20 protein-coding genes and 1 pseudogene are annotated in these 18,639 nt (G+C 61.2%); 8 read left to right on the forward strand and 13 right to left on the reverse strand.

Annotated features, from left to right (window positions below):
* Nucleotides 1–62: 62 nt before the first annotated feature.
* The 6 genes and pseudogenes from AC1DYO_RS09000 to AC1DYO_RS09025 form a co-directional block, all read right to left on the reverse strand.
* Nucleotides 63–731, reverse strand: coding sequence for a HEPN domain-containing protein (locus AC1DYO_RS09000; RefSeq protein WP_477262328.1), 669 nt, complete (start codon nt 729–731; stop codon nt 63–65).
* Entirely contained in the window at nt 732–1,925 is a 1,194-nt protein-coding gene (locus AC1DYO_RS09005; protein ID WP_477262330.1) for a GmrSD restriction endonuclease domain-containing protein, read from the reverse strand.
* A 154-nt stretch (nt 1,926–2,079) separates the two neighbouring features.
* A complete protein-coding gene (locus tag AC1DYO_RS09010; RefSeq protein ID WP_477262332.1) occupies nt 2,080–2,472 on the reverse strand; it encodes a RidA family protein in 393 nt (130 codons plus the stop codon).
* Between the two features lie 82 nt (nt 2,473–2,554).
* On the reverse strand, nt 2,555–2,947 hold the full coding sequence (locus tag AC1DYO_RS09015; protein ID WP_477262334.1) for a RidA family protein: 393 nt from the start codon (nt 2,945–2,947) through the stop codon (nt 2,555–2,557).
* A 111-nt stretch (nt 2,948–3,058) separates the two neighbouring features.
* A pseudogene (locus tag AC1DYO_RS09020) lies at nt 3,059–3,522 on the reverse strand (cupin domain-containing protein).
* Nucleotides 3,523–3,856: 334 nt separating this feature from the next.
* A complete protein-coding gene (locus tag AC1DYO_RS09025; protein ID WP_477262336.1) occupies nt 3,857–4,600 on the reverse strand; it encodes a DUF899 family protein in 744 nt (247 codons plus the stop codon).
* Nucleotides 4,601–4,758: 158 nt separating this feature from the next.
* Between AC1DYO_RS09025 and AC1DYO_RS09030 the strand changes: the two genes are divergently transcribed.
* A complete protein-coding gene (locus AC1DYO_RS09030) occupies nt 4,759–5,103 on the forward strand; it encodes a hypothetical protein (protein WP_477262338.1) in 345 nt (114 codons plus the stop codon).
* Between the two features lie 225 nt (nt 5,104–5,328).
* Here AC1DYO_RS09030 and AC1DYO_RS09035 read toward each other — a convergent pair whose 3' ends face one another.
* A complete protein-coding gene (locus AC1DYO_RS09035; protein WP_477262340.1) occupies nt 5,329–5,817 on the reverse strand; it encodes a GNAT family N-acetyltransferase in 489 nt (162 codons plus the stop codon).
* A gap of 5 nt (nt 5,818–5,822) precedes the next feature.
* Complete coding sequence (locus AC1DYO_RS09040; RefSeq protein ID WP_477262342.1) at nt 5,823–6,758, reverse strand: transglycosylase SLT domain-containing protein; 936 nt, start codon at nt 6,756–6,758, stop codon at nt 5,823–5,825.
* Between the two features lie 178 nt (nt 6,759–6,936).
* On the opposite strand from AC1DYO_RS09040, the gene AC1DYO_RS09045 reads away from it, so the two are divergent.
* A complete protein-coding gene (locus AC1DYO_RS09045) occupies nt 6,937–7,506 on the forward strand; it encodes a methylated-DNA--[protein]-cysteine S-methyltransferase (RefSeq protein WP_477262344.1) in 570 nt (189 codons plus the stop codon).
* Between the two features lie 68 nt (nt 7,507–7,574).
* Here AC1DYO_RS09045 and AC1DYO_RS09050 read toward each other — a convergent pair whose 3' ends face one another.
* Nucleotides 7,575–7,901, reverse strand: a complete 327-nt coding sequence (locus tag AC1DYO_RS09050; RefSeq protein ID WP_477262471.1) for a hypothetical protein — start codon at nt 7,899–7,901, stop codon at nt 7,575–7,577.
* A 298-nt stretch (nt 7,902–8,199) separates the two neighbouring features.
* Here AC1DYO_RS09050 and AC1DYO_RS09055 point away from each other — a divergent pair, with 298 nt between their 5' ends.
* Together AC1DYO_RS09055 and AC1DYO_RS09060 are read left to right on the forward strand one after the other, a co-directional pair.
* Nucleotides 8,200–8,412: a cold-shock protein gene (locus tag AC1DYO_RS09055; protein WP_015316174.1), complete on the forward strand. Its 213-nt coding sequence runs from the start codon at nt 8,200–8,202 to the stop codon at nt 8,410–8,412.
* Between the two features lie 247 nt (nt 8,413–8,659).
* On the forward strand, nt 8,660–8,860 hold the full coding sequence (locus AC1DYO_RS09060) for a hypothetical protein (protein ID WP_477262346.1): 201 nt from the start codon (nt 8,660–8,662) through the stop codon (nt 8,858–8,860).
* A 102-nt stretch (nt 8,861–8,962) separates the two neighbouring features.
* On the opposite strand, the gene AC1DYO_RS09065 is transcribed toward AC1DYO_RS09060, so the two are convergent.
* Nucleotides 8,963–9,823 (reverse strand): EAL domain-containing protein, encoded by an 861-nt coding sequence (locus tag AC1DYO_RS09065; protein WP_477262348.1) that lies wholly within the window; start codon nt 9,821–9,823, stop codon nt 8,963–8,965.
* Nucleotides 9,820–10,713, reverse strand: coding sequence for an EAL domain-containing protein (locus tag AC1DYO_RS09070; protein ID WP_477262350.1), 894 nt, complete (start codon nt 10,711–10,713; stop codon nt 9,820–9,822). Before AC1DYO_RS09070 ends, AC1DYO_RS09065 begins: the two co-directional genes overlap by 4 nt.
* A gap of 267 nt (nt 10,714–10,980) precedes the next feature.
* On the opposite strand from AC1DYO_RS09070, the gene AC1DYO_RS09075 reads away from it, so the two are divergent.
* Nucleotides 10,981–12,183 carry a pyridoxal phosphate-dependent aminotransferase gene (locus AC1DYO_RS09075; RefSeq protein ID WP_477262352.1) on the forward strand — a complete coding sequence of 401 codons (1,203 nt, stop codon included), beginning with the start codon at nt 10,981–10,983 and terminating at the stop codon, nt 12,181–12,183.
* Nucleotides 12,184–12,256: 73 nt separating this feature from the next.
* Here the strand turns inward: AC1DYO_RS09075 and AC1DYO_RS09080 are convergent, their stop codons facing one another.
* Nucleotides 12,257–12,652 carry a (R)-mandelonitrile lyase gene (locus tag AC1DYO_RS09080; RefSeq protein WP_477262354.1) on the reverse strand — a complete coding sequence of 132 codons (396 nt, stop codon included), beginning with the start codon at nt 12,650–12,652 and terminating at the stop codon, nt 12,257–12,259.
* Nucleotides 12,653–12,700: 48 nt separating this feature from the next.
* Complete coding sequence (locus tag AC1DYO_RS09085) at nt 12,701–13,252, reverse strand: methyltransferase family protein (protein WP_477262356.1); 552 nt, start codon at nt 13,250–13,252, stop codon at nt 12,701–12,703.
* A 148-nt stretch (nt 13,253–13,400) separates the two neighbouring features.
* Here AC1DYO_RS09085 and AC1DYO_RS09090 point away from each other — a divergent pair, with 148 nt between their 5' ends.
* The 3 genes from AC1DYO_RS09090 (at nt 13,401) to AC1DYO_RS09100 (ending at nt 18,184) form a co-directional block, all read left to right on the forward strand.
* Complete coding sequence (locus tag AC1DYO_RS09090; protein ID WP_477262358.1) at nt 13,401–14,258, forward strand: alpha/beta fold hydrolase; 858 nt, start codon at nt 13,401–13,403, stop codon at nt 14,256–14,258.
* Nucleotides 14,259–14,407: 149 nt separating this feature from the next.
* Nucleotides 14,408–15,934 (forward strand): putative bifunctional diguanylate cyclase/phosphodiesterase, encoded by a 1,527-nt coding sequence (locus AC1DYO_RS09095; protein WP_477262360.1) that lies wholly within the window; start codon nt 14,408–14,410, stop codon nt 15,932–15,934.
* A gap of 198 nt (nt 15,935–16,132) precedes the next feature.
* Nucleotides 16,133–18,184, forward strand: coding sequence for an elongation factor G (locus tag AC1DYO_RS09100; RefSeq protein WP_477262362.1), 2,052 nt, complete (start codon nt 16,133–16,135; stop codon nt 18,182–18,184).
* Nucleotides 18,185–18,639 lie beyond the last annotated feature (455 nt).

Consider the following 18,639-nt stretch of genomic DNA (forward strand, 5'->3'; position numbering starts at 1 on the left):
AGGCCAGAGGGGGCTGTCCCGCCAACGCAAAAAGTCTCGAACATCACCCAGATACTTCAGCACTATTTTGGAGCTTTTGATGCCTTCAAAAGTCGATCGAATTCGGTGTCGATTAACTCCAAAGAGTCAACAATCTTCTGAAGTGTAGTGTATTCGTCTTTCGGGTCGACAGCCTTTTGAACGTGGCCCTTTCCACTCGTATGTGCTACCGCGCCCCGCGCCTCACCGAAATTACTCATCGTTTGCAGAAAAATCTCATCACACTTTCCCATATCGAAACCAATTGGAATGAACATTTCCATAATATTCTTTTCTTTGACTCCGTGATTTTCCAATCGAATTCGCTTTTGAAATTCCGACACAGATTTTGAAAAGCGATAATCTATAAATGTCTTGCTTGGCCATTCCTTAATTTTGTTTTGCTCAGTCGTATGCAAGGTTTCGGGTGGAAGATCTGCTGCTCTTCCGCTGAAACCGATCAAATGAAATGTTACAACGGAAACGAACTTGTTTGTCTCCCAAGCATCAAGAGCTGTGGTGGCTACTTCAAGAACGCGATCCTCAAGATAGGTTTCCACTTCCGCGTGAGCCAGCACGCGAAAAGAAAGCGCGCGGGTCGTAACACGTAACGGATCTTTGTAGGTACCAGTCGGATCGAACTTGAATGGCAAAAGCATGCGCTTCAGTTCCCTGACGCGTGCTTGAAGATCCTTAAAGCGCCTCGACGCCATTTAGTGGAAGCCGTCGAACGTTATACGCGAGCTCCCGTCTTTCCTAGATTCAAGAGCTGGCACCTTAATGTCTTGCTTTAGGGCCTCGCGAAGTCCGCTTCCCCAAATCGACAATCGGTCAAATGTATGCGGAATACCGGCGGTGTCGCTTTCAACAGCCTCCGAGAACGTTACATCCGCAAGACATGACGCATATAGCTGTTGCACTTTCTTAGCGTTAGCAGCCATGGCAGTGCGAATTTCATAATCAGCGGCGTAAAAAACAAGAGCGTCGAAAATCGCTCTGTTGAAAGAGCGCGATCCAGGTTTCCGAGCCAAGGCCTCATCGCCAAATATATCTATAAGAACGTCAACAGCCTCGTTAAATTGCTCAATATCGCGTTCGACAGAGATCTGCGCCTTCACCCAGGTTTCATTAAGTTCCATACAGGTGTTGTCAAGAAACTCCTTCATCCTACCCGAATACGTTGTGAGAAACCGCCGATAAGCAAGGTAACGAACAATAAGCTCTACATCACGCATCCGAGGATCGGGTGTTGTTCTGCCCATTAGTCGCTGCACATGAACTGATGAAATCGCGGTGTCATCGATAAAATCCGAAAACGGACCCGGCACCATAGCTTGGCGGAGTTCTTGAGGAGAAAGTTTAACGCTACCGGTATTCAATCGGAGAAACACAGTATGAAGAAAATTCGTATTGGGCCAGTTTCGAATTACAACCGTCCGAATCGTATTGTTGAAAAAGGCATTCAGGTCGTCTCTCCTCGCAGGATCCTTTTCCAGCTGCAAAAAGCTCTTTCGAGCCAGGTCCGTTCGGACCTCCAATCCGGAGAGGCGGAAAGCATTCTTCGCTCCTTCAGCGTTTCCAGTAAATTGGAGAAGAGAAAGCAACCTTTGCTTTCCATCTAAAACGATGAATTGACCTCTCTGATTCTTCTTTTCCGCCAGAACTATCTGCGGTATTGGAAACCCCAATATAACACTTTCAATAAATCTGCCCTTCCCTCCTATTGACCAAGCATCTCGCCTTTGGAAACGAGGATTCATATCGATATTTTTATTCATCAACTGGGAGATAACAGTCTGAACCGTCCAATCCGACGAATATAGGACTGCTTCTGAAAAAGCAGCAGTATCCTTAGGGTCTAGAACCGCATCGTCCTCATCGACGAATTCAAGATCTGCTTCAGCCATCGCGTCTCTCATCTTTTTCGGATCTTAGCCGACAACTAGCTCGTTTTCGTATGACCGACAACGTTGGTAGCACCGATTCAAGCCAGTAGGCAGGGATCAAAGTCAAACGCCGTGAACAAGGGAGAGCCGATGCTATGCGAAGAGAAACGCCACCTCACGCCACCGCCACACATTCGATCTCGATATCGAACTCCATCGGCCATGACGCCACGGGGACAAAACTACGCGCCGGCGGGTTCACGCTGAAATACTTCGCATAGACCCGGTTGATGGCGTTGTAGAAGCCGGAATTGACGGCGTAGATGCGCACCATCACCACATTGTCCAGCGAGGTGCCGGCCGCTTCCAGGCAATGCTTCAGCGCCTTCAGCGATGCCTCCGTCTGCACCTCGATGTCGCCGCGCACCATCTCGCCGGTCACCATGTCCACCGGTGGCGTCGCCGAGATGAACACGAAGCCATTGGCCCTGACCGCTGTCGAGCACGGCAGCCCAAGCGCTCGGACCTTGGCCGACATCACCGGCACTTCGATGACTTCTTTGTTCACTGTGATCTCCCTTGTTTGCAGGGAGCTTATCCCGGCGCGGGCGGAACGCCAGCGCCGACGCATGGTCCAGCCGCCGCTCAGTTCACCCCACCGCCACACACTCGATCTCGATATCGAACTCCATCGGCCATGACGCCACCGGCACGAAGGTGCGCGATGGCGGATTTTCCGGGAAATGCCTGGCATAGACGCGGTTGATAGCGCTGTAGAAGCCAGCATTGGCGGCATAAATTCGCACCATCAGCACGTTATCGAGCGAGCTGCCCGCCGCTTCGAGACAATGGCGCAACGCCCTGAGCGACGCCTCGGTCTGTACCTCGATGTCGCCCTTGACCAGTTTGCCGGTGACGAGATCGAGCGGCGGTATGCCGGAGACGAAGACCAGCCCTGCCCCCTTGGTCACCAGCGACAGCGGCACGCCGAGCGCACGCACCGCCGCCGACAGCACCGGCACTTCGATGATTTCCTTCTTCATGGCAATCCTCCCTGGTTTTGCAGGGAGCTTATCCCGGCACTGGCTGAACGCCAGCGCGGATGCATGGTCCAAGGCAGGTCAGAGCCGCGCGTGGCCGCAAAAAACAAACCGCTACCCCTGCCCCGGATATGGCGAGCCGTCCTTGTGCAGGAACCGGCCGTCCGAGCTTGGGCTCATCATGTCGATGTCGGAGCAGGTGATGACATCGTCTAGAGAGCGCGAGCCGACTTCGAGATAGCGCGCTGTCATCATCGAGCGGTTGATCATGTGATGGCCGTTGCCGCTGTTCTTGGCGAAGGTCGCGCAGTCGCCTGCCCTGAGCAGCGTCTCGCCGCCATCCTCGACCAGCACCAATTCGCCTTCCAGCACATAGACGAGTTCGTCCTCATGGCTGTGCCAATGCCGCTGGCTGGACCAGCCGCCGGGCGGCAAGATCATCAGGTTGACGCCGAAGTCGCGGAGGCCGCCCGCGTCGCCGAGGCGGCGGCGCGCGCGGTTTGCGCAAGGGGAATCGAAGGGCGCGGGTAGCCTGAGCCTTTGCGGACGGGCACGGCGGAGATGTCGATCTTGGGCATGGGATGCTCCCTAGGATTTGTGCTTTCGCGGCAGGCGAGGGCAAAGAGCCACTTTGCGGCAACGGTTTGCCAACGGCTGGCATCAACCATAGCGCTCTACGGCGCCCCCCTCTGTCCTGCCGGACATCTCCCCCACTTGGGGGGAGATTAGCAGTCTTGGCGCGCCGGCTCTGTTCTTGCRACGTTGAAAATTRGCGAARGCCGMKRTGACRGCCAATCTCCCCACCCGTGGGGGAGATGTCCGGCAGGACAGAGGGGGGCGCCGTARAGCGCCGATTTTTGACCCGTTCACGTTCTTCGGGCCAGGTCACCCCGATGCACCGCCGCACTTCTCTCAATGACAGCACCCCTCGCCATACTGCAGCTGTTCATGCCAATCCGGCCGCCCTTCCGGCGTAAAATCCATCAAATTCCACAGGATCTCGCAGGTGCCGATGGCGCGGGGATCCTGGCCGGGATCCGTTGGCGCGAAGCCGAGTTCCGACGACCAGAAATGCCTGATGCCGTCTCCATCGCGGTGGAACACCGACATCAGCGGCAGCTGCGCACCATCATCGGCCTCGGTGTGATAGTCGCGCTTGAAATCATTGCCGGCGGAAGAAATGAGCCGGATGTTCCTCCAGCCGCGGTCGCGACCGAGCGCAATCACGTTCTCCAGCGCGGTCTTGGCCACCACGGCGAAGTTGAAGCCGGCGCCTTCGAGGTGGCCGACCGCGCCGTCGAGTTGATCGAGCAGCGCCGTGCAGGAAGGGCAAGGCTGGTCCTTCCTTGCCAGCTTGGCGGTTTCGCCGCTCGCCGCGACATCGCGCGTTTCCTGCGGATGGCGCGGAAACATCATGTTGTAGAGGATCAGCGAATCCTTGCCCGGCGCAAACAGCTCCGACAGTTTTATGCGCGCCGGCTTGCCGTCCGGACCAAGACCGTCGAAGACATAATCCTGCGGCACCAGCCGGCCCGGCGGCAAAGCGCGCCGGGCGACAGCCACGGCCTCCATGGCGCGGCGCAATTCAATTTCCTTCTGCAGGAGTTTTTCACGCGCGGTGCGATATCTGGCGGATTCGTTGGGGAAGGTGATCATGATCGTCTCCTTGGCCGTCGCGCCGGCGTCCCGGCACGGATTGCGTTACGGCCCAAGGACGTTTCACGGCGATCGGTTCCGACATTTTGATCCGGGAAACGAGCCCGACTTGCCGTATTCTTCCCGTCAGCTAGATCTCTCGGGATCAGGGAGCATACATGCGCGAGCAGAACACCGAAGAGATCGACCTGCGCTGTCCGCAAGTGGTGGCCGACAACGCAGCCAAGGGGCTCAGGCTGCGCAAGCAGTTCGGTCGCGGCGGCACCGAGATCGGCGTTGCGCGCGCCACCGAACTCAAGAACCGCGAAAAGCTGGCCCCCTCCACCATCCGCCGCATGGTCAGCTATTTCGCCCGCCACGAGGTCGACAAGCGCGGCAAGAATTATGGCAATGAAGACAATCCGTCGGCCGGCACCATCGCCTGGCTGCTGTGGGGCGGCGACGAGGGCCGCGCCTGGGCGCTCGAGCTCAAAAAAAAGATCGGCAATGCGCCTGATATCTAAGGGGCGCCTGATATCTGAAGGTTAGCTGTAAGACGACTGGCGGGCCCCAAACCCCCGCCTGGGACCCGCCAAGGAGTGGCTGAACACATGCCGGTGCAGCCGCTCCACATCTGCCAGTCGTCGATCCGCCATCGGTCGAAAGGCATGGATGGTGAGGTAGCACCCGGTTGCGGCGGCCTATGTGAAGCAGTTCACAAATCGAAGGATTTCAACAACACAAAACGCTCAACCTTCCCAGGCGACGGGTACCATACCCAGCCGCTCGTAGAGCCTGAGCGCGGCAGCGTTCTCGACGGTGTTGGTCTTCAGGTCGACATGGGCGGCACCGCGCTCGCGAAAGGCGGTGAACGCCTGCCACATCAGCGCCTCGCCAATGCCTTTGCCGCGCGCTTCGGGATGAACGGCAAGGTCCTTGACGAAGGCCCTCGTCCAGCAGAGCGCTGCCGCCGCCAGCCGTCCCTTGTCATCGATGACCAGGAAACACAGCGCCGGGTCGAATTCGGCATCACTTGAGATACGCGGCCACCATTCGTCGAAGGGTCCGTCGGTGCCGTCGTCGAACACTTCGGTCAAAAGCGCATGCAGGGGCTGAGCGTCGCCATGCTCGAAGCAGCGCATGGTAAAGCCGTCCGGCCAATGCGGGGCAACGAGTGTCTCGTCGAGGATCTTGCGCAGCCGGATGTCGTTTGGAGCCGGCGGGCGCGGTTCAGGCATAACGCTCAGGCGTCGGGCTGTAGCCGGCGGCGCTTGCGGTCGACGCCGAGGCCGGTCGCCTCGAGCAGGCCTTTGCGCTTGGCGTCGAAATAATAGCCGGTCTGGTAGAGCCAGTCGGCCTTCTTGGCATTGCCGTCCGACACCAACCATGCGCCGCGCAGATATTTGACCGCGTATTTCAGGTTGGTCTCGGCATTGAACAGGCCCTTGGCCGGCCCGTCATAGCCCATGCCGCGTGCCGTCGCGTGCTTGATCTGCATCAGGCCCCAATGGCCGTTGTTGTAGGCCTTGGGATTGTAGGTGCTTTCGCGGCTGACGACATGGCGCACCAGGTCGACCGGCACCTCGTAGAGTGCGGCGTATTTCTGGATCAACTGGTCGATGTCGCCGCGCATGCCGGTCGCATGCTCTTCTGCTGGCGCCGGGCTGAGCGGCGCGGCGGGGAACTGCACCAGGGCAGCCGGATTCTGCGGCCCGACATAAGCCACCTGCTGCACGCCGGGCAGGGTTTTCTCGCCACTCTTGGCGGTTGCCGGCATGACAAGGCCGGCGGTGGTGTATGTCTCAGCCGTGACGGGCTGCCCGGCCTTGGCCGGCGCCGGCGCCTGCCACGCACTGGCGGCCATCACCGCAGGCACGCCCGGGGCCGCGGGTGTCGCGCCGGCAAAGGCCGCGGTCGCGGCAACCGGCTGCGCAGCTTCATCGAGCGCTGGGGTTACGGGAGCCACTTCGGCCGCTTGGACTGGTGTTGTGCCCGAGGATTGCGGCAGCACCGAAACCGTGTCGGGCAGCGGCACGGTGAAGCCGGCATCGCTGCCGGCGGCGGTCGCTGTTTCGGTCAGCGCAGGCGTAGCCTTCATCTGCGAAGTCGATTGGCAGCCGCTGAGTGCGGCGGCGCCGACGATCACGCAGATCGCAATAAGGTTGAATTTTGCTGGCAAGCCGCGCGGGTCCGGTTTGTCGGGTTGTTAAGAAGTCCTTACACCAGCGATTCCTGGTGAGCAATCGGGGCTATCCGGTGGTTTTCGGGTGGCGAGAGCTGGCCCCAGATGCCATATTGTTCTGCATATGTACCGGTCGGTATGCCGGTTTTCGCCACTTTGCGGAAAGGAGCGCATCATGGAAACGACATCTTCGATCACAGCCGGCCACGCAGTGTTAGAAACAGTGATCGGCTTCATGGGCATCGCCTGGAGCGAAAAGGGCCTGATCCGGCTCTGCCTGCCCGAAAAGAGCCGCGAAGCGGTGGAGCGCCGGCTGATGCGTCATGCCGGTGTTGCCGCCAATACCGAGCAGCCGAAATGGGTCGTCGAGCTGATCGCCTCGATCAAGGCTTATGCCTCAGGCGAGGACGTCGATTTCTCCGGTGTGCCGGTCGATTTGGATGGCGTCGACGACTTCCGCCTCGCCATCTACGACGCGGCGCGAAAGCTTGGCTATGGCGAGACAACGACCTATGGCGAACTGGCCAAGCGTGCCGGCCAGCCCGGCCTGCCACGCGAAACCGGGGCAGCGCTTGGCGCCAACCCCGTACCGCTGGTCATCCCCTGCCACCGCATCCTGGCCGCGGGCGGCAAGATCGGCGGCTTCTCGGCGCCCGGCGGTTCGGTCACCAAGGAAAAGATGCTGGCCATGGAAGGCGTGCGCGTCGGCCCGCCACCGCCGGCGCAGGTCTCGTTCGGGTTCTGAAAACAGGGCCTGTTCCGGTGGATCAGGAACCTGTTCCACCGGTGGAATCGCGATGAAACGATCAGCCTCTAGCGGCGGCGCAGGAAGCGGCGATGGAAATGGTCGTTCTCGATCCGCTTGCAGAGATAGACCGGGCAGGATTCGGTATCGGCGCTCGGCACATAGGCACGCTTCCTGACCTCGCCGATGTTGCAGAATTGCTGGCTCTGCACATAGCGGTCGAAGAGCGGCAGCCCCGGCACGCGTCTGGACTGATAGCGCAGGATGACCGCGCCCTGGCGGGCGATCGTGCCCTGCACCCTGTCGCAGCTCATACGGGTGGGGTCGTAGCGCGAGATCGCTTGCGCCTCGGCGGCCGCCAGCGTCAGGCAGACAGCCAGCAGAATGGTTTTCACGACGGTTTTCATGGTTGTCTCCCAAAACCGGACTAACGCCGTGGGGCGTCCCGATCTTCCCGATTGCTCAACGCTTTCATGCGATTGGGGCGGCCTTTGGGCGGTGCCACGGCGGCGCCTTTTTTCGAGCCGTCTTGTTTTTGGTGCAAAACCTGCCTATATCAGGTCCATTGATATTTCGGCCGATCGATCCGGGCCTCGCGATCTTCGCGTTTGCTGACGTCTATCTCCAAAATCTCGATACACACCGGCTGAACCTCGGTTCGGTCAAACCAAAGCAAATGCGAGGACTATTCATATGGCAACTGGTACGGTCAAGTGGTTCAATGCCACCAAGGGCTTCGGCTTCATTCAGCCTGATTCGGGCGGCGCGGACGTTTTCGTCCACATCTCCGCTGTCGAGCGCGCTGGGCTGTCGACCCTGGTCGAAGGCCAGAAGATCAACTTCGAGATCGAGCAGGACCGCCGCACAGGCAAGTCGTCCGCTGGTTCTCTGAGCAAGGCAGCCTGATTTTGCGATAGCGCGCGCCGGGCGAGAGTTCGGGGCGCGCGGCAAGTCACGGATGTACTGACAGTCGCGCGAGAAGCGCGTTGGAGCGGAAAGACCCGACAAGCTGGATCAGCAGATAGCTGCCAGTCCGGACTTAAAGCTCCCAATCAGGCTACCGAAAAATGGGAAGGCGGGATTTATCCCGCCTTTTTGTTTGTCTGTTGCAGATACTTGGCCCTGCAACCTCGATCATGTTATTTTCCACTCCATGACCAAGCTTGAACAGATCGAAAGATCCATCGCAGCCCTGAGCCCCGAGGAACTGAAGGCCTTTGCCGCATGGTTCGAGGCGTTTCAGGCAGATGTGTGGGATATGCAGATCGAGGCCGACGCCAAGGCCGGCAGACTGGATAAGCCTGCCGAGCAGGCTTTGGCCGAACTTCGCGCGGGCCGAGTTCGTCCTCTCTGAATTCGCGCTACGGCCAAAGGCCGCAAGCCCGACCGGGCGTCGCGCCCGTTGGCGCGCCCGTCCGGAGCGAGCCGCGAAGCGGCGGCAAGCGTGAGGACAAAATCAACGCCGCAGATGCAACGGCACCACCTTGTTGTCCGTGTCCAGCAGCGCCTCGATCGACAGCGGCTCCTGGTTGAAGAGCGTACCGGCCAGCGCCGGGCGGCCGAGATGATATCCCTGCAGCAGATCTACACCGCCATCCAGCGCGACGCGCAGATGCGTCGCCTGCTCGATACCTTCGACCAGCACCTTGGCGCCGCGATCGTGCAGCGACGAGACAAGCGGCCGGAAGAAGCGTTCGGCGGCGGCGTGGCGGCAGAATTCGGCGAACCAGCCGCCATCGATCTTGACGATATCCGGTTGAAGCAGGCTCATCCGCTCCGCGGTCGAATGGCCGGTGCCGAAATCGTCGATGGCAACGCGAACGCCGTGGCGCCGCATCTCGCGCACCAGCGGGGCCAGCACATGATCGTCGGCGGCCTGCTCGGTGATCTCGCAGACCAGCATGCCGGCATGCAGGTCGAGATCGCCGAGATGCCGGGTCATCAGCCGGATCTCGGCCAGCGCACGCCCGAGATGGTCGTTGATCATCGGGTTGTAGTTGAAGAACAGGTAGAGCCCATCGACGCCGATGTTGCGGAAGTTTCTCAGATGCAGCATCCGGCACATCGTCTCGACAAACAGGCGGTCGCCCGTCGCAACGCTTTCAAAGAACACGGAAGGCGCAACCGGCATGGCCGCACGGTGCGGTTCGATCAGCGCCTCGACGGCGACCGCGGCCAGCGCGCCGCCGCGTGGCGCAAAGATTGGCTGGTAGGCGCTCTTCAGCCGGAACGCGCCATGGACGCCGTATTCGATGCCGACCTCGTCGGCAAAGATCGCCTCGCCGACATCGCGCCGCCGCTCGCGCTGCCCGGTCATGGCCCGGTCCTGCGCCCGAACACCCTGCCCGGCCGCCCTGAAGCGGTTCGGCCGGCAGGCGCCTTGACTGGCTCGGTCGCCGCGGCAGGTGGCTGCGCATCCTTGCCGAAAACACGAAAACTGGTCGGCGCCAGTTCCGGCTTTGCCAGCACGAAACCCTGCACCATCGAGGCGCCCGATTTCTCGGCCAGTTCAAGCTGCCAGCCCTCCTCGATGCCCTCGAACACGGTGCGGATGCCTTGCTGTTCGAAGTTCGTCACCATGGTGGTCAACAGGGCAAAGCCGGCGCCGGATTCCATCAGCTGCGTGATCCAGTGCGCATCGAATTTGACGATGTCTGGTTTGAGTTCCTTGATGCGGTTGATGTCGGATTCATCGGCGCCATAGTCGTCGACGGCGATGCGGAAGCCATTGGCCCGCAGCGCCTCGACGAAGCTGTAAAGCGTTTCCTGCGACGCCGACTTCTGCTCGGTCACCTCGCACACGATGCGGCGCGGATCGATCCCGGCCTCGTGCAACACCAGGCGCATGTCGCGCAGCGCGTTGTCGGCGATGGAGCGCTCGGTGAACACCGACGGGTCGAAATTGATGAAGATCGAGGCCTCTTGCGGCAGGCAGGCGCCGGCGTTGAGCAAATGCAGTGTGCGCGTCAGCGCCTCGATATGCAGGCGGTCGCCGGCCGGACAGGTCGAGAAGAAATTCAACGGCGATTGCGGCTCGCCGTCACGAAACGGCCGGATCAGCCCTTCGAACGCCACCACCGACAATTTGCCCTCTTTGAAGGCGAAGATCGGCTGGAAGGCGCTCTGCAGGGTATAGAGGCCCCAGACACCTGACGAGGTGCCGTCATCGTTACGGATGATGTGGGCAAGCCCGATGCTGCGCGACAAGGGTCCCTCGCTCCGCGAGACAGGCGAAATGGCTGGCGATCCTGCCGTCAAAGGTTTTAACGGCCGTTGATGAATTTATTCTTGCCGCGGATACGCCCCATGGATTGCAAGGTCCCAAGCGCGGACGAAACCCGGTGTTCCAAAGCCGATCTTCACAGGCCCTTGATCCCTGGCTCATCCGACAATGCTTGCACTTGGCGGGTTGATGCGACATGAGAAGCGCCGCAGCTGTTCCCGCTGCGTCGACCCCTCTGGAGATATCTGGTCATGGCCTTTCTTGCCGACGCTCTTTCCCGCGTGAAGCCTTCCGCCACCATCGCGGTGACGCAGAAAGCCCGTGAGCTGAAAAATGCCGGCCGTGACATTATCGGCCTCGGCGCCGGCGAACCGGATTTCGACACGCCCGACAACATCAAGAATGCGGCGATCGAGGCGATCCGCCGTGGCGAGACCAAGTACCCGCCGGTTTCGGGCATCGTGCCGCTGCGCGAGGCGATCGCCAAAAAGTTCAAGCGCGAGAACAATCTCGACTACAAGCCCGAGCAGACCATTGTCGGCACCGGCGGCAAGCAGATCCTGTTCAACGCCTTCATGGCCACACTGAACCCCGGCGACGAGGTCATCATCCCCCGCCCCTATTGGGTCAGCTATCCCGAAATGGTGGCGATCTGTGGCGGCACCTCGGTGTTTGCCGACACCTCGATCGACAATGGTTTCAAGCTGACTCCCGCCGTCCTGGAAAAGGCGATCACGCCGAAGACCAAATGGCTGCTGATGAACTCGCCGTCGAACCCGTCGGGCGCCGCTTACACGGAAGCCGAGCTGCGCGCGCTGGCTGATGTGCTGTTGAAGCACCCGCATGTCTGGACGCTGACCGACGACATGTACGAGCACCTGACCTATGGCGATTTCGTCTTCAAGACCATCGCCGAGGTCGAGCCGACGCTTTACGAGCGCACGCTGACCATGAACGGCGTCTCGAAAGCCTATGCCATGACCGGCTGGCGCATCGGCTATGCGGCGGGTCCGGTGCAGCTGATCAAGGCGATGGACATGATTCAGGGCCAGCAGACCTCGGGCGCCTGCACCATCGCGCAATGGGCCTCGGTCGAGGCGCTCAACGGTCCGCAGGATTTCGTCGCCAGGAACAAGGCGATCTTTCAAGGCAGGCGCGACCTTGTCGTGTCGATGCTCAACCAGGCGCGCGGCATAAGCTGCCCGTCGCCCGAAGGCGCCTTCTACGTCTACCCGTCCTGCGCGCAGCTGATCGGCAAGAAGACCAAGGCCGGCAAGGTTATCGACACCGACGAGGCCTTCTGCTCGGAACTGCTCGAGGCCGAGGGTGTCGCGGTGGTGTTCGGTTCGGCCTTCGGCCTCGGCCCCAACTTCCGCATCTCCTACGCGACGTCGGAGACGCTGCTGGAGGAAGCCTGCACGCGCATCCAGCGGTTCACGGCATCGCTGACCTGATCAGGACAGCCTGAAACAGAAAAACCCGGCGTCACCGCCGGGTTTTTTGTTGCCTACGCCTCTTGCTTAGCGCTCAGCCGCCATATTGTTCAGGCGTCACCGCTTCCATCCAATCGGCATGGACGCCGTCAAGCGCCTCCTGCATGGCGACATGGGTCATCGTCGTCTTCGGGCCCGCTCCGTGCCAGTGCTTCTCGCCGGGCTCGAACGAGATGACGTCACCGGCCCTGATCTCCTGGATCGGCCCGCCCCATGTCTGCGCAAGGCCGACGCCCGAAGTGACGTAGAGCGTCTGGCCGAGCGGATGCGTGTGCCAGTGGGTGCGTGCGCCAGGCTCGAAGCTGACCAGCGTGGCGCGCAGCCGCGCCGGCGCTTCCTTCTCGATGATCGGCGTCTGCAACACGCGGCCGGTGAAATACTTGTCCGGCGCGATGATGGTCGGCACGCTGCCGCAGGCAATGATCTTCATGTCTGGCAATCCCTGAGTTCGGCTGACCCTACCCTGCCCCGGTGCCGGCTACCACCCCAACCGCGGCCAGAACAGGCCGGCACGCCCACGATAGGCCTTGTACGAGTCGGCGAGCGGCGTGCGCGAAAATTTCTTCTCTTCGTCCAGCGCCGCAAACACATAGAGGACGACGATCCCGGCGACGGGTACCACCGCCCAGATCGACCAGGTCGCAATCCCCCATCCGATCCAGAAGATGATGTAGGAGGTGTAGAAAGGGTGGCGGACATAGCCATAGGGACCATCGGTCAACAGACTGTGCGGGTTGTCGGGCGCAAAGGCGAAGCGCAACCGCGCCTTGCGCGACGTGACAATCGCCCACCAGAACAGGGCAGAACTCGCCAATTCGACGGCGAGCCCGATGAGCTTTGCCGAAACCGGCTGCGCTTGGATCCACAGTATGGCCAGAAAGAACAGCGCCGTGGCGATGACCGCCGCCGATATTACGATGGCGCCCGGAGACATGGCCTGCGATTGGAAATGCGCCCGCATCGACCAGACATACTGGCCGAGCGTCGCGATGCTGCAGATCGAGACAAGAAGGTCGAGGACTGGTTCCATTGTCGGGATTCCGCGGTGGTTGCCATGGACCCGGCGGTCACGCCGATGGTCGATTTCTAGAAATCCTTTCTTAACCACATGTTTAAAGAACATATAGAGCCCGCGATGCGATGTTGGCCTTCAGGCAAATCTGAAGGTCTAATCCAGCATGAGCATTTCCGACCGCACGTTCCGCACGCCCCAGGCCGATTTGCGCCTCAGCCAGTCGTCGGGCTCCGGCATGCCTATCGTCATGATTCATGGTTCCGGCAGTTCGCGCGCCGTGTTTGCCCGTCAGTTCGACAGTCCGCTCGCCGATGTCCACCGGCTGATCGCCTTCGACCTTCCTGGCCATGGCGAGTCCTCCGACGCCCGCGACCCGGCAACCGCCTATACGATTACCGGCCTTGCCCAGACCACAGCCCGACTTCTCGATGCCCTGGGCATCGACCGCGCCATCATCTTCGGCTGGTCGCTCGGCGGCCATGTGGCGATCGAACTTGCCAGCTTCCACCATGCGGTGAGCGGCCTGGTGCTGACCGGGGCGCCGCCGGTTTCGAGGGGGCCGCTCGGAATGTTGCGCGGCTTTCATGCCAACTGGGACATGCTGCTCGCTTCCAAGAAGGTCTACTCCGAACGCGACGTCGAGCGCTTTGAAGCGCTTTGCTTCGGCGACACCGCAAGTCCGTCCTTCCGCGAAGCAATAAGGCGTACCGACGGCAGGCTGCGCGCCGGCGTCGCGCGCAGCATGTTTGCCGGCGGCGGCGCCGACCAGAAGCAGGTGGTCGAACACGCTTCGTTCCCGGTCGCTGTCATCAACGGCGAGCATGATCCGCTGGTGCGGCTGAGCTACTTCGAGACGGTGGCCTACGCCTCGCTGTGGGAACAGTGCCATGTCATATCAGGCGCCGGCCATGCACCGTTCTGGGAACAACCGGAGCTGTTCAACCCGCTGCTGTCGCGCTTTGCCGAGGCGGTGGTGAAGCAGAGTGCAGCCAGGCCGGCGAGCCGGACCCAGACTGGCTGAGCCCCTTCCAGCTTTCTCTCGGTTCTTGCTTCTTAACCATCATCATCGATCGGTGGCGCGAACAGCCGAATTGGCGGCCGAAGGCCGCGGCCTCAATGGCATTTTAACGGCTGCGCTTTAGCCGTGGGGCCGGGGTACAGGGGCGGCATATGAGCATACTGGCGACCATCAAGGACCACAGTGGCCGGATCTATCGCGGCATCCAGCTGTTGCTCCTTTTGAGCATCGGCGCTGCCGGCTTCGGGGCGCTCAATATGTTGGCCAGCTTCCCCGCCAACACCGCCTTTCTCGTGTCGATGACAGCGACCAGCCTGGCCTTGCTGGTGCTGATGTACATGCGCAGCAGCGTCATCCATCGCTTGCAGTCGGCGGCAGCCGCCGAGGCCGAAAAGCATCACTTTCTAACCAGGGACGCGATGACCGGGGCAATGACCCGCCGCTATTTCCTCGAAGCGCTGCGCGACAGCATCGGCACCTTGCGCAATCGGCGCGAAGCAAGCCTGGTGCTGATCGATCTCGATCACTTCAAGCAGCTCAACGACACGTTCGGCCACCAGTTCGGCGATCTCACTCTGGCGCATGTCGTCAAGGCGGCCGACCGCATCTTTGCCGACGGCGTGGTCGGCCGGCTCGGCGGCGACGAGTTCGGCGTCATCGTCCCGCACAGCGATCTAACCGCCATCAACAAGGACGTGCGACGCTTGCTCGACGCCATGCGGGCGGGAAAATCCTATGAGGGCAAGACCATCCCGCTTTCCGTTTCCGTCGGCGTTGCGCTCGCGCCGACGCACGCGTCAAACCCGACGGAGCTGATGCTGCTTGCCGATCTGGCGCTCTACGAAAGCAAGACTGCGGGCCGCGGCCGCGTCACCGTGTTCGACGAGGAGATGCTGTCCGAGAAGCGTTATCGTCGCCTCATCGAGCGGGAATTGCAGGCCGCCGTCTATCTCGGCGAACTCGAACTGCACTACCAGCCGATCGTCCACGCCGACGGTTCGCTCTATGCGCTTGAGGGGTTGATCCGCTGGCGTCACCCGGTTCGGGGTCTCATCTCGCCAGCTGAATTCATTCCAATTGCCGAACGCTCGACACTGATCGACATGGTTGGTGAATGGGTGTTCAAGCGCGCCTGCGCCGACGTCGTCCATTTTCACGGGCGCCGCATTTCAATCAATGTATCGGGCGAGCAGCTGAAGCGCGACGAGATCGTGACCATGTGCGATCGCGTGCTCAGCGAAACCGGCCGCTCGGCGTCGCAATTCATCATCGAGATCACCGAGACGGTGGCAACCGCCGCCACGCCTGAAATCCTGCGGCGCCTCGAAGCGTTGCGCGGCCTCGGCTTCCACATCGCGCTCGACGACTTCGGCACCGGCCATTGCGGGTTCAACTATCTGAAAACCATGCCCATCGACAGCATCAAGGTCGACCGCTCCTACATCAGCAGCCTCGCGCACGATCAGGTTGCGCAGATCTTCGTTTCAGCGCTGGCCCAGATCGCCCGCATCCAGGACGTCACCATCGTTGCCGAAGGGGTTGAGACTTCTGAGGAGTTCGCTTTGGCAAAGGCTGCCGGCTGTACCCGCTTCCAGGGCTACTTTTTCGGCAAGCCGGTTCCGCGCGCCAAGGTCGGCCTTCTTTCCGCATCGGACAAACCCCTCGCTTTGTCCGCCTGACGGTCGCGCATTTCTATTTTCCTTGCCCTGCCGCCTAACCCGTGGGACGATGGGTTTGGGCAGGTGGCTAAATGAAAACAACCCGCCCGCGACGGTCGAACAGGCCGGCCGCCGCTGACATCAGGGTGCGATCGGCGCAAAACCGTTTCCACTTTTGCTGATTGCACTCCAAGGGCAACGCCTGAGTGGAGGTCAGCCATGGGTACTCGCGCCGGAGGACGACGCACGGGACCGAAATGCATTGCCATAGTCGGTCCCTTTGCAAGCGGTAAGACGACACTTCTCGAAGCCATTCTCGCCCGTACGGGCGCGATCCCCCGCCAAAATCCCGTTTCATCGGGAAGCACCGTTTCCGATCATTCGCCCGAGGCGCGCGCCCATGCCATGAGCGTCGAGGCGACCTTTGCCACCACCGAATTCATGGGCGAGCAGCTCACCTTCGTCGACTGTCCCGGATCAATCGAATTCTCCTTCGAGGCCGAGCCGGTGCTGGCCGCCTGCGACATCGCCGTGGTTGTCGCCGAGGCCGACGAGAAGAAGATCCCTGCCTTGCAGCTCATCATGCGCAAGCTCGACGATCTCGGCGTGCCGCGCATCCTGTTCCTCAACAAGGTCGACAAGGCGATAGCTGGCGTGCGCGATACGCTGAAGATGCTGCAGCCGACGAGCGCGGCGCCGCTGCTGCTGCGCCAGATTCCGCTGCGCAAGGACAACGTGGTCATCGGTTCGATCGATCTGGCGCTGGAACGCGCCTACATCTATCGCGAATATGCCGAAAGCCAGGTCGCCGAGATTCCGGGCGACGAGAAGGCGCGCGAGCTGGAAGCCCGCTTCTCCATGCTGGAGACGCTCGCCGATCACGACGACCAGTTGATGGAGCAGTTGCTGGAGGAGATCGAGCCGCCGAAGGACGCGGTGTTCGACGATCTCTCCGCCGACCTGCGCGCTGGCGCCATAACCCCGGTGCTCATCGGCACCGCCGAAAAGGGCAATGGCGTGCTTCGCCTGTTGAAGGCGATCCGCCATGACGCACCGGATGTCGAGGCGACGCGCAAGCGGCTCGGGGTGCCGGACGGCAATCAGACCGTCGTCCAGGTGATGAAGACCATCCACACCGCGCATGGCGGCAAGCTGTCGGTGTCGCGCGTGCTCTCCGGCCAGATTGCCGATGCCGCCGAGCTTTATTTGTCGAACGGCGAGACGGCGAAGGTCTCCGGCATCTACAAGATGCTCGGTAAGGACCAGTCCAAGCTTGCTGCCGCCAAGGCCGGCGACACGGTGGCGTTGGGCAAGCTGGACGAGGTCAAGACCGGCCAGACATTGAGCTCCACCAAGGGAGGCATCAAGCCGCTGCTGACGCTGGCGCCGCCGCAGCCGGTCTTTGCCTTCGCGCTGCGGCCGAAGGAGCGCAAGGACGAGGTCAAGATGTCGGCGGCCATCCAGCGCCTGGCCGAGGAAGATCCCTCGCTCACCCTGCGCCACAACCAGGACTCGGCAGAGACCGTGCTGTCTGGCCATGGCGAGATGCATCTGCGGGTCGTGCGCGAGCGGCTGGAGGGCAAGAACCAGATACCGGTCGAAGGCCATGCGCCAGCCGTCCCCTATCGCGAGACGATCCGCAAGACGGTGCAGCAACGCGGCCGCCACAAGAAGCAGTCCGGCGGCCACGGCCAGTTCGGCGATGTGGTGATCGAGATCAAGCCGCTGCCGCGTGGTTCCGGTTTCCAGTTCTCGGACACCATCACCGGCGGCGTCGTGCCCAAGACCTACATCCAGTCGGTCGAGACCGGCGTGCGCGACTATCTGAAATCCGGCCCGCTCGGCTTCCCTGTGGTCGATGTCTCCGTCAACCTCTCCGACGGCTCCTACCATGCCGTCGATTCCTCCGACATGGCTTTCCAGATGGCGGCCAAGCTGGCGATGAAGGAAGGCATGGCGGCCTGCTCGCCGGTGTTGCTCGAACCCGTAATGAAGGTCGAGATCGTCACGCCGTCAGAAGCCACCTCGAAGATCATCGCGCTGATCCCGCAGCGGCGCGGCCAGATCCTCGGCTACGACGCGCGGCCAGACTGGCCGGGATGGGATATCGTCGAGGCGACCATGCCACAGGCCGAGATCGGCGACCTGATCATCGAACTGCGCTCGGCGACTGCCGGCGTCGCCAGCTATCGCTGCGCCTTCGATCATATGGCCGAGCTTACCGGACGGTTGGCCGACGAGGCGATGAACGCCAACGGCAAGGCTGCCTAGAGCAATTCCAGGAAAAGTGTGAAGCGGTTTTCCGTCCGGAATTGCTTAGAACAAAGAGCTAGAGCGGTCGCCGTTTCCTTGAACGGCGAACCGCTCCAGGCGCCTGATCCGCACAAAAAACGGCGCCCGGATGATCCGGACGCCGCTCCTATTGCGGACCGTCTTCTTGGGAGGAAAACGGCAGGTCCGCCGCATGTATCCGCCGCGCCTGACGGCACTGGCAGACGAATAGGTTCGGACGCGGTAGCCGCCTGAGCCCGGATCTTCCGAGTGATGCCCCCATCTCCCGGACGAACCACACCGCGTCCTATGATCTGCTTAAACGATGAATCGCGCTTGCGACATGTTACCTGAGGTTACATGTCACTGTTACGCGGCAATGCTGATCGGTTTTTTTCGGCGGTTGCGGCAGGCCTGGAAACAAAAAAGCCGGATCAACGAAGATCCGGCTGAGT

The sequence above is a fragment of the Mesorhizobium sp. P2_F5 genome, assembly GCF_056403715.1.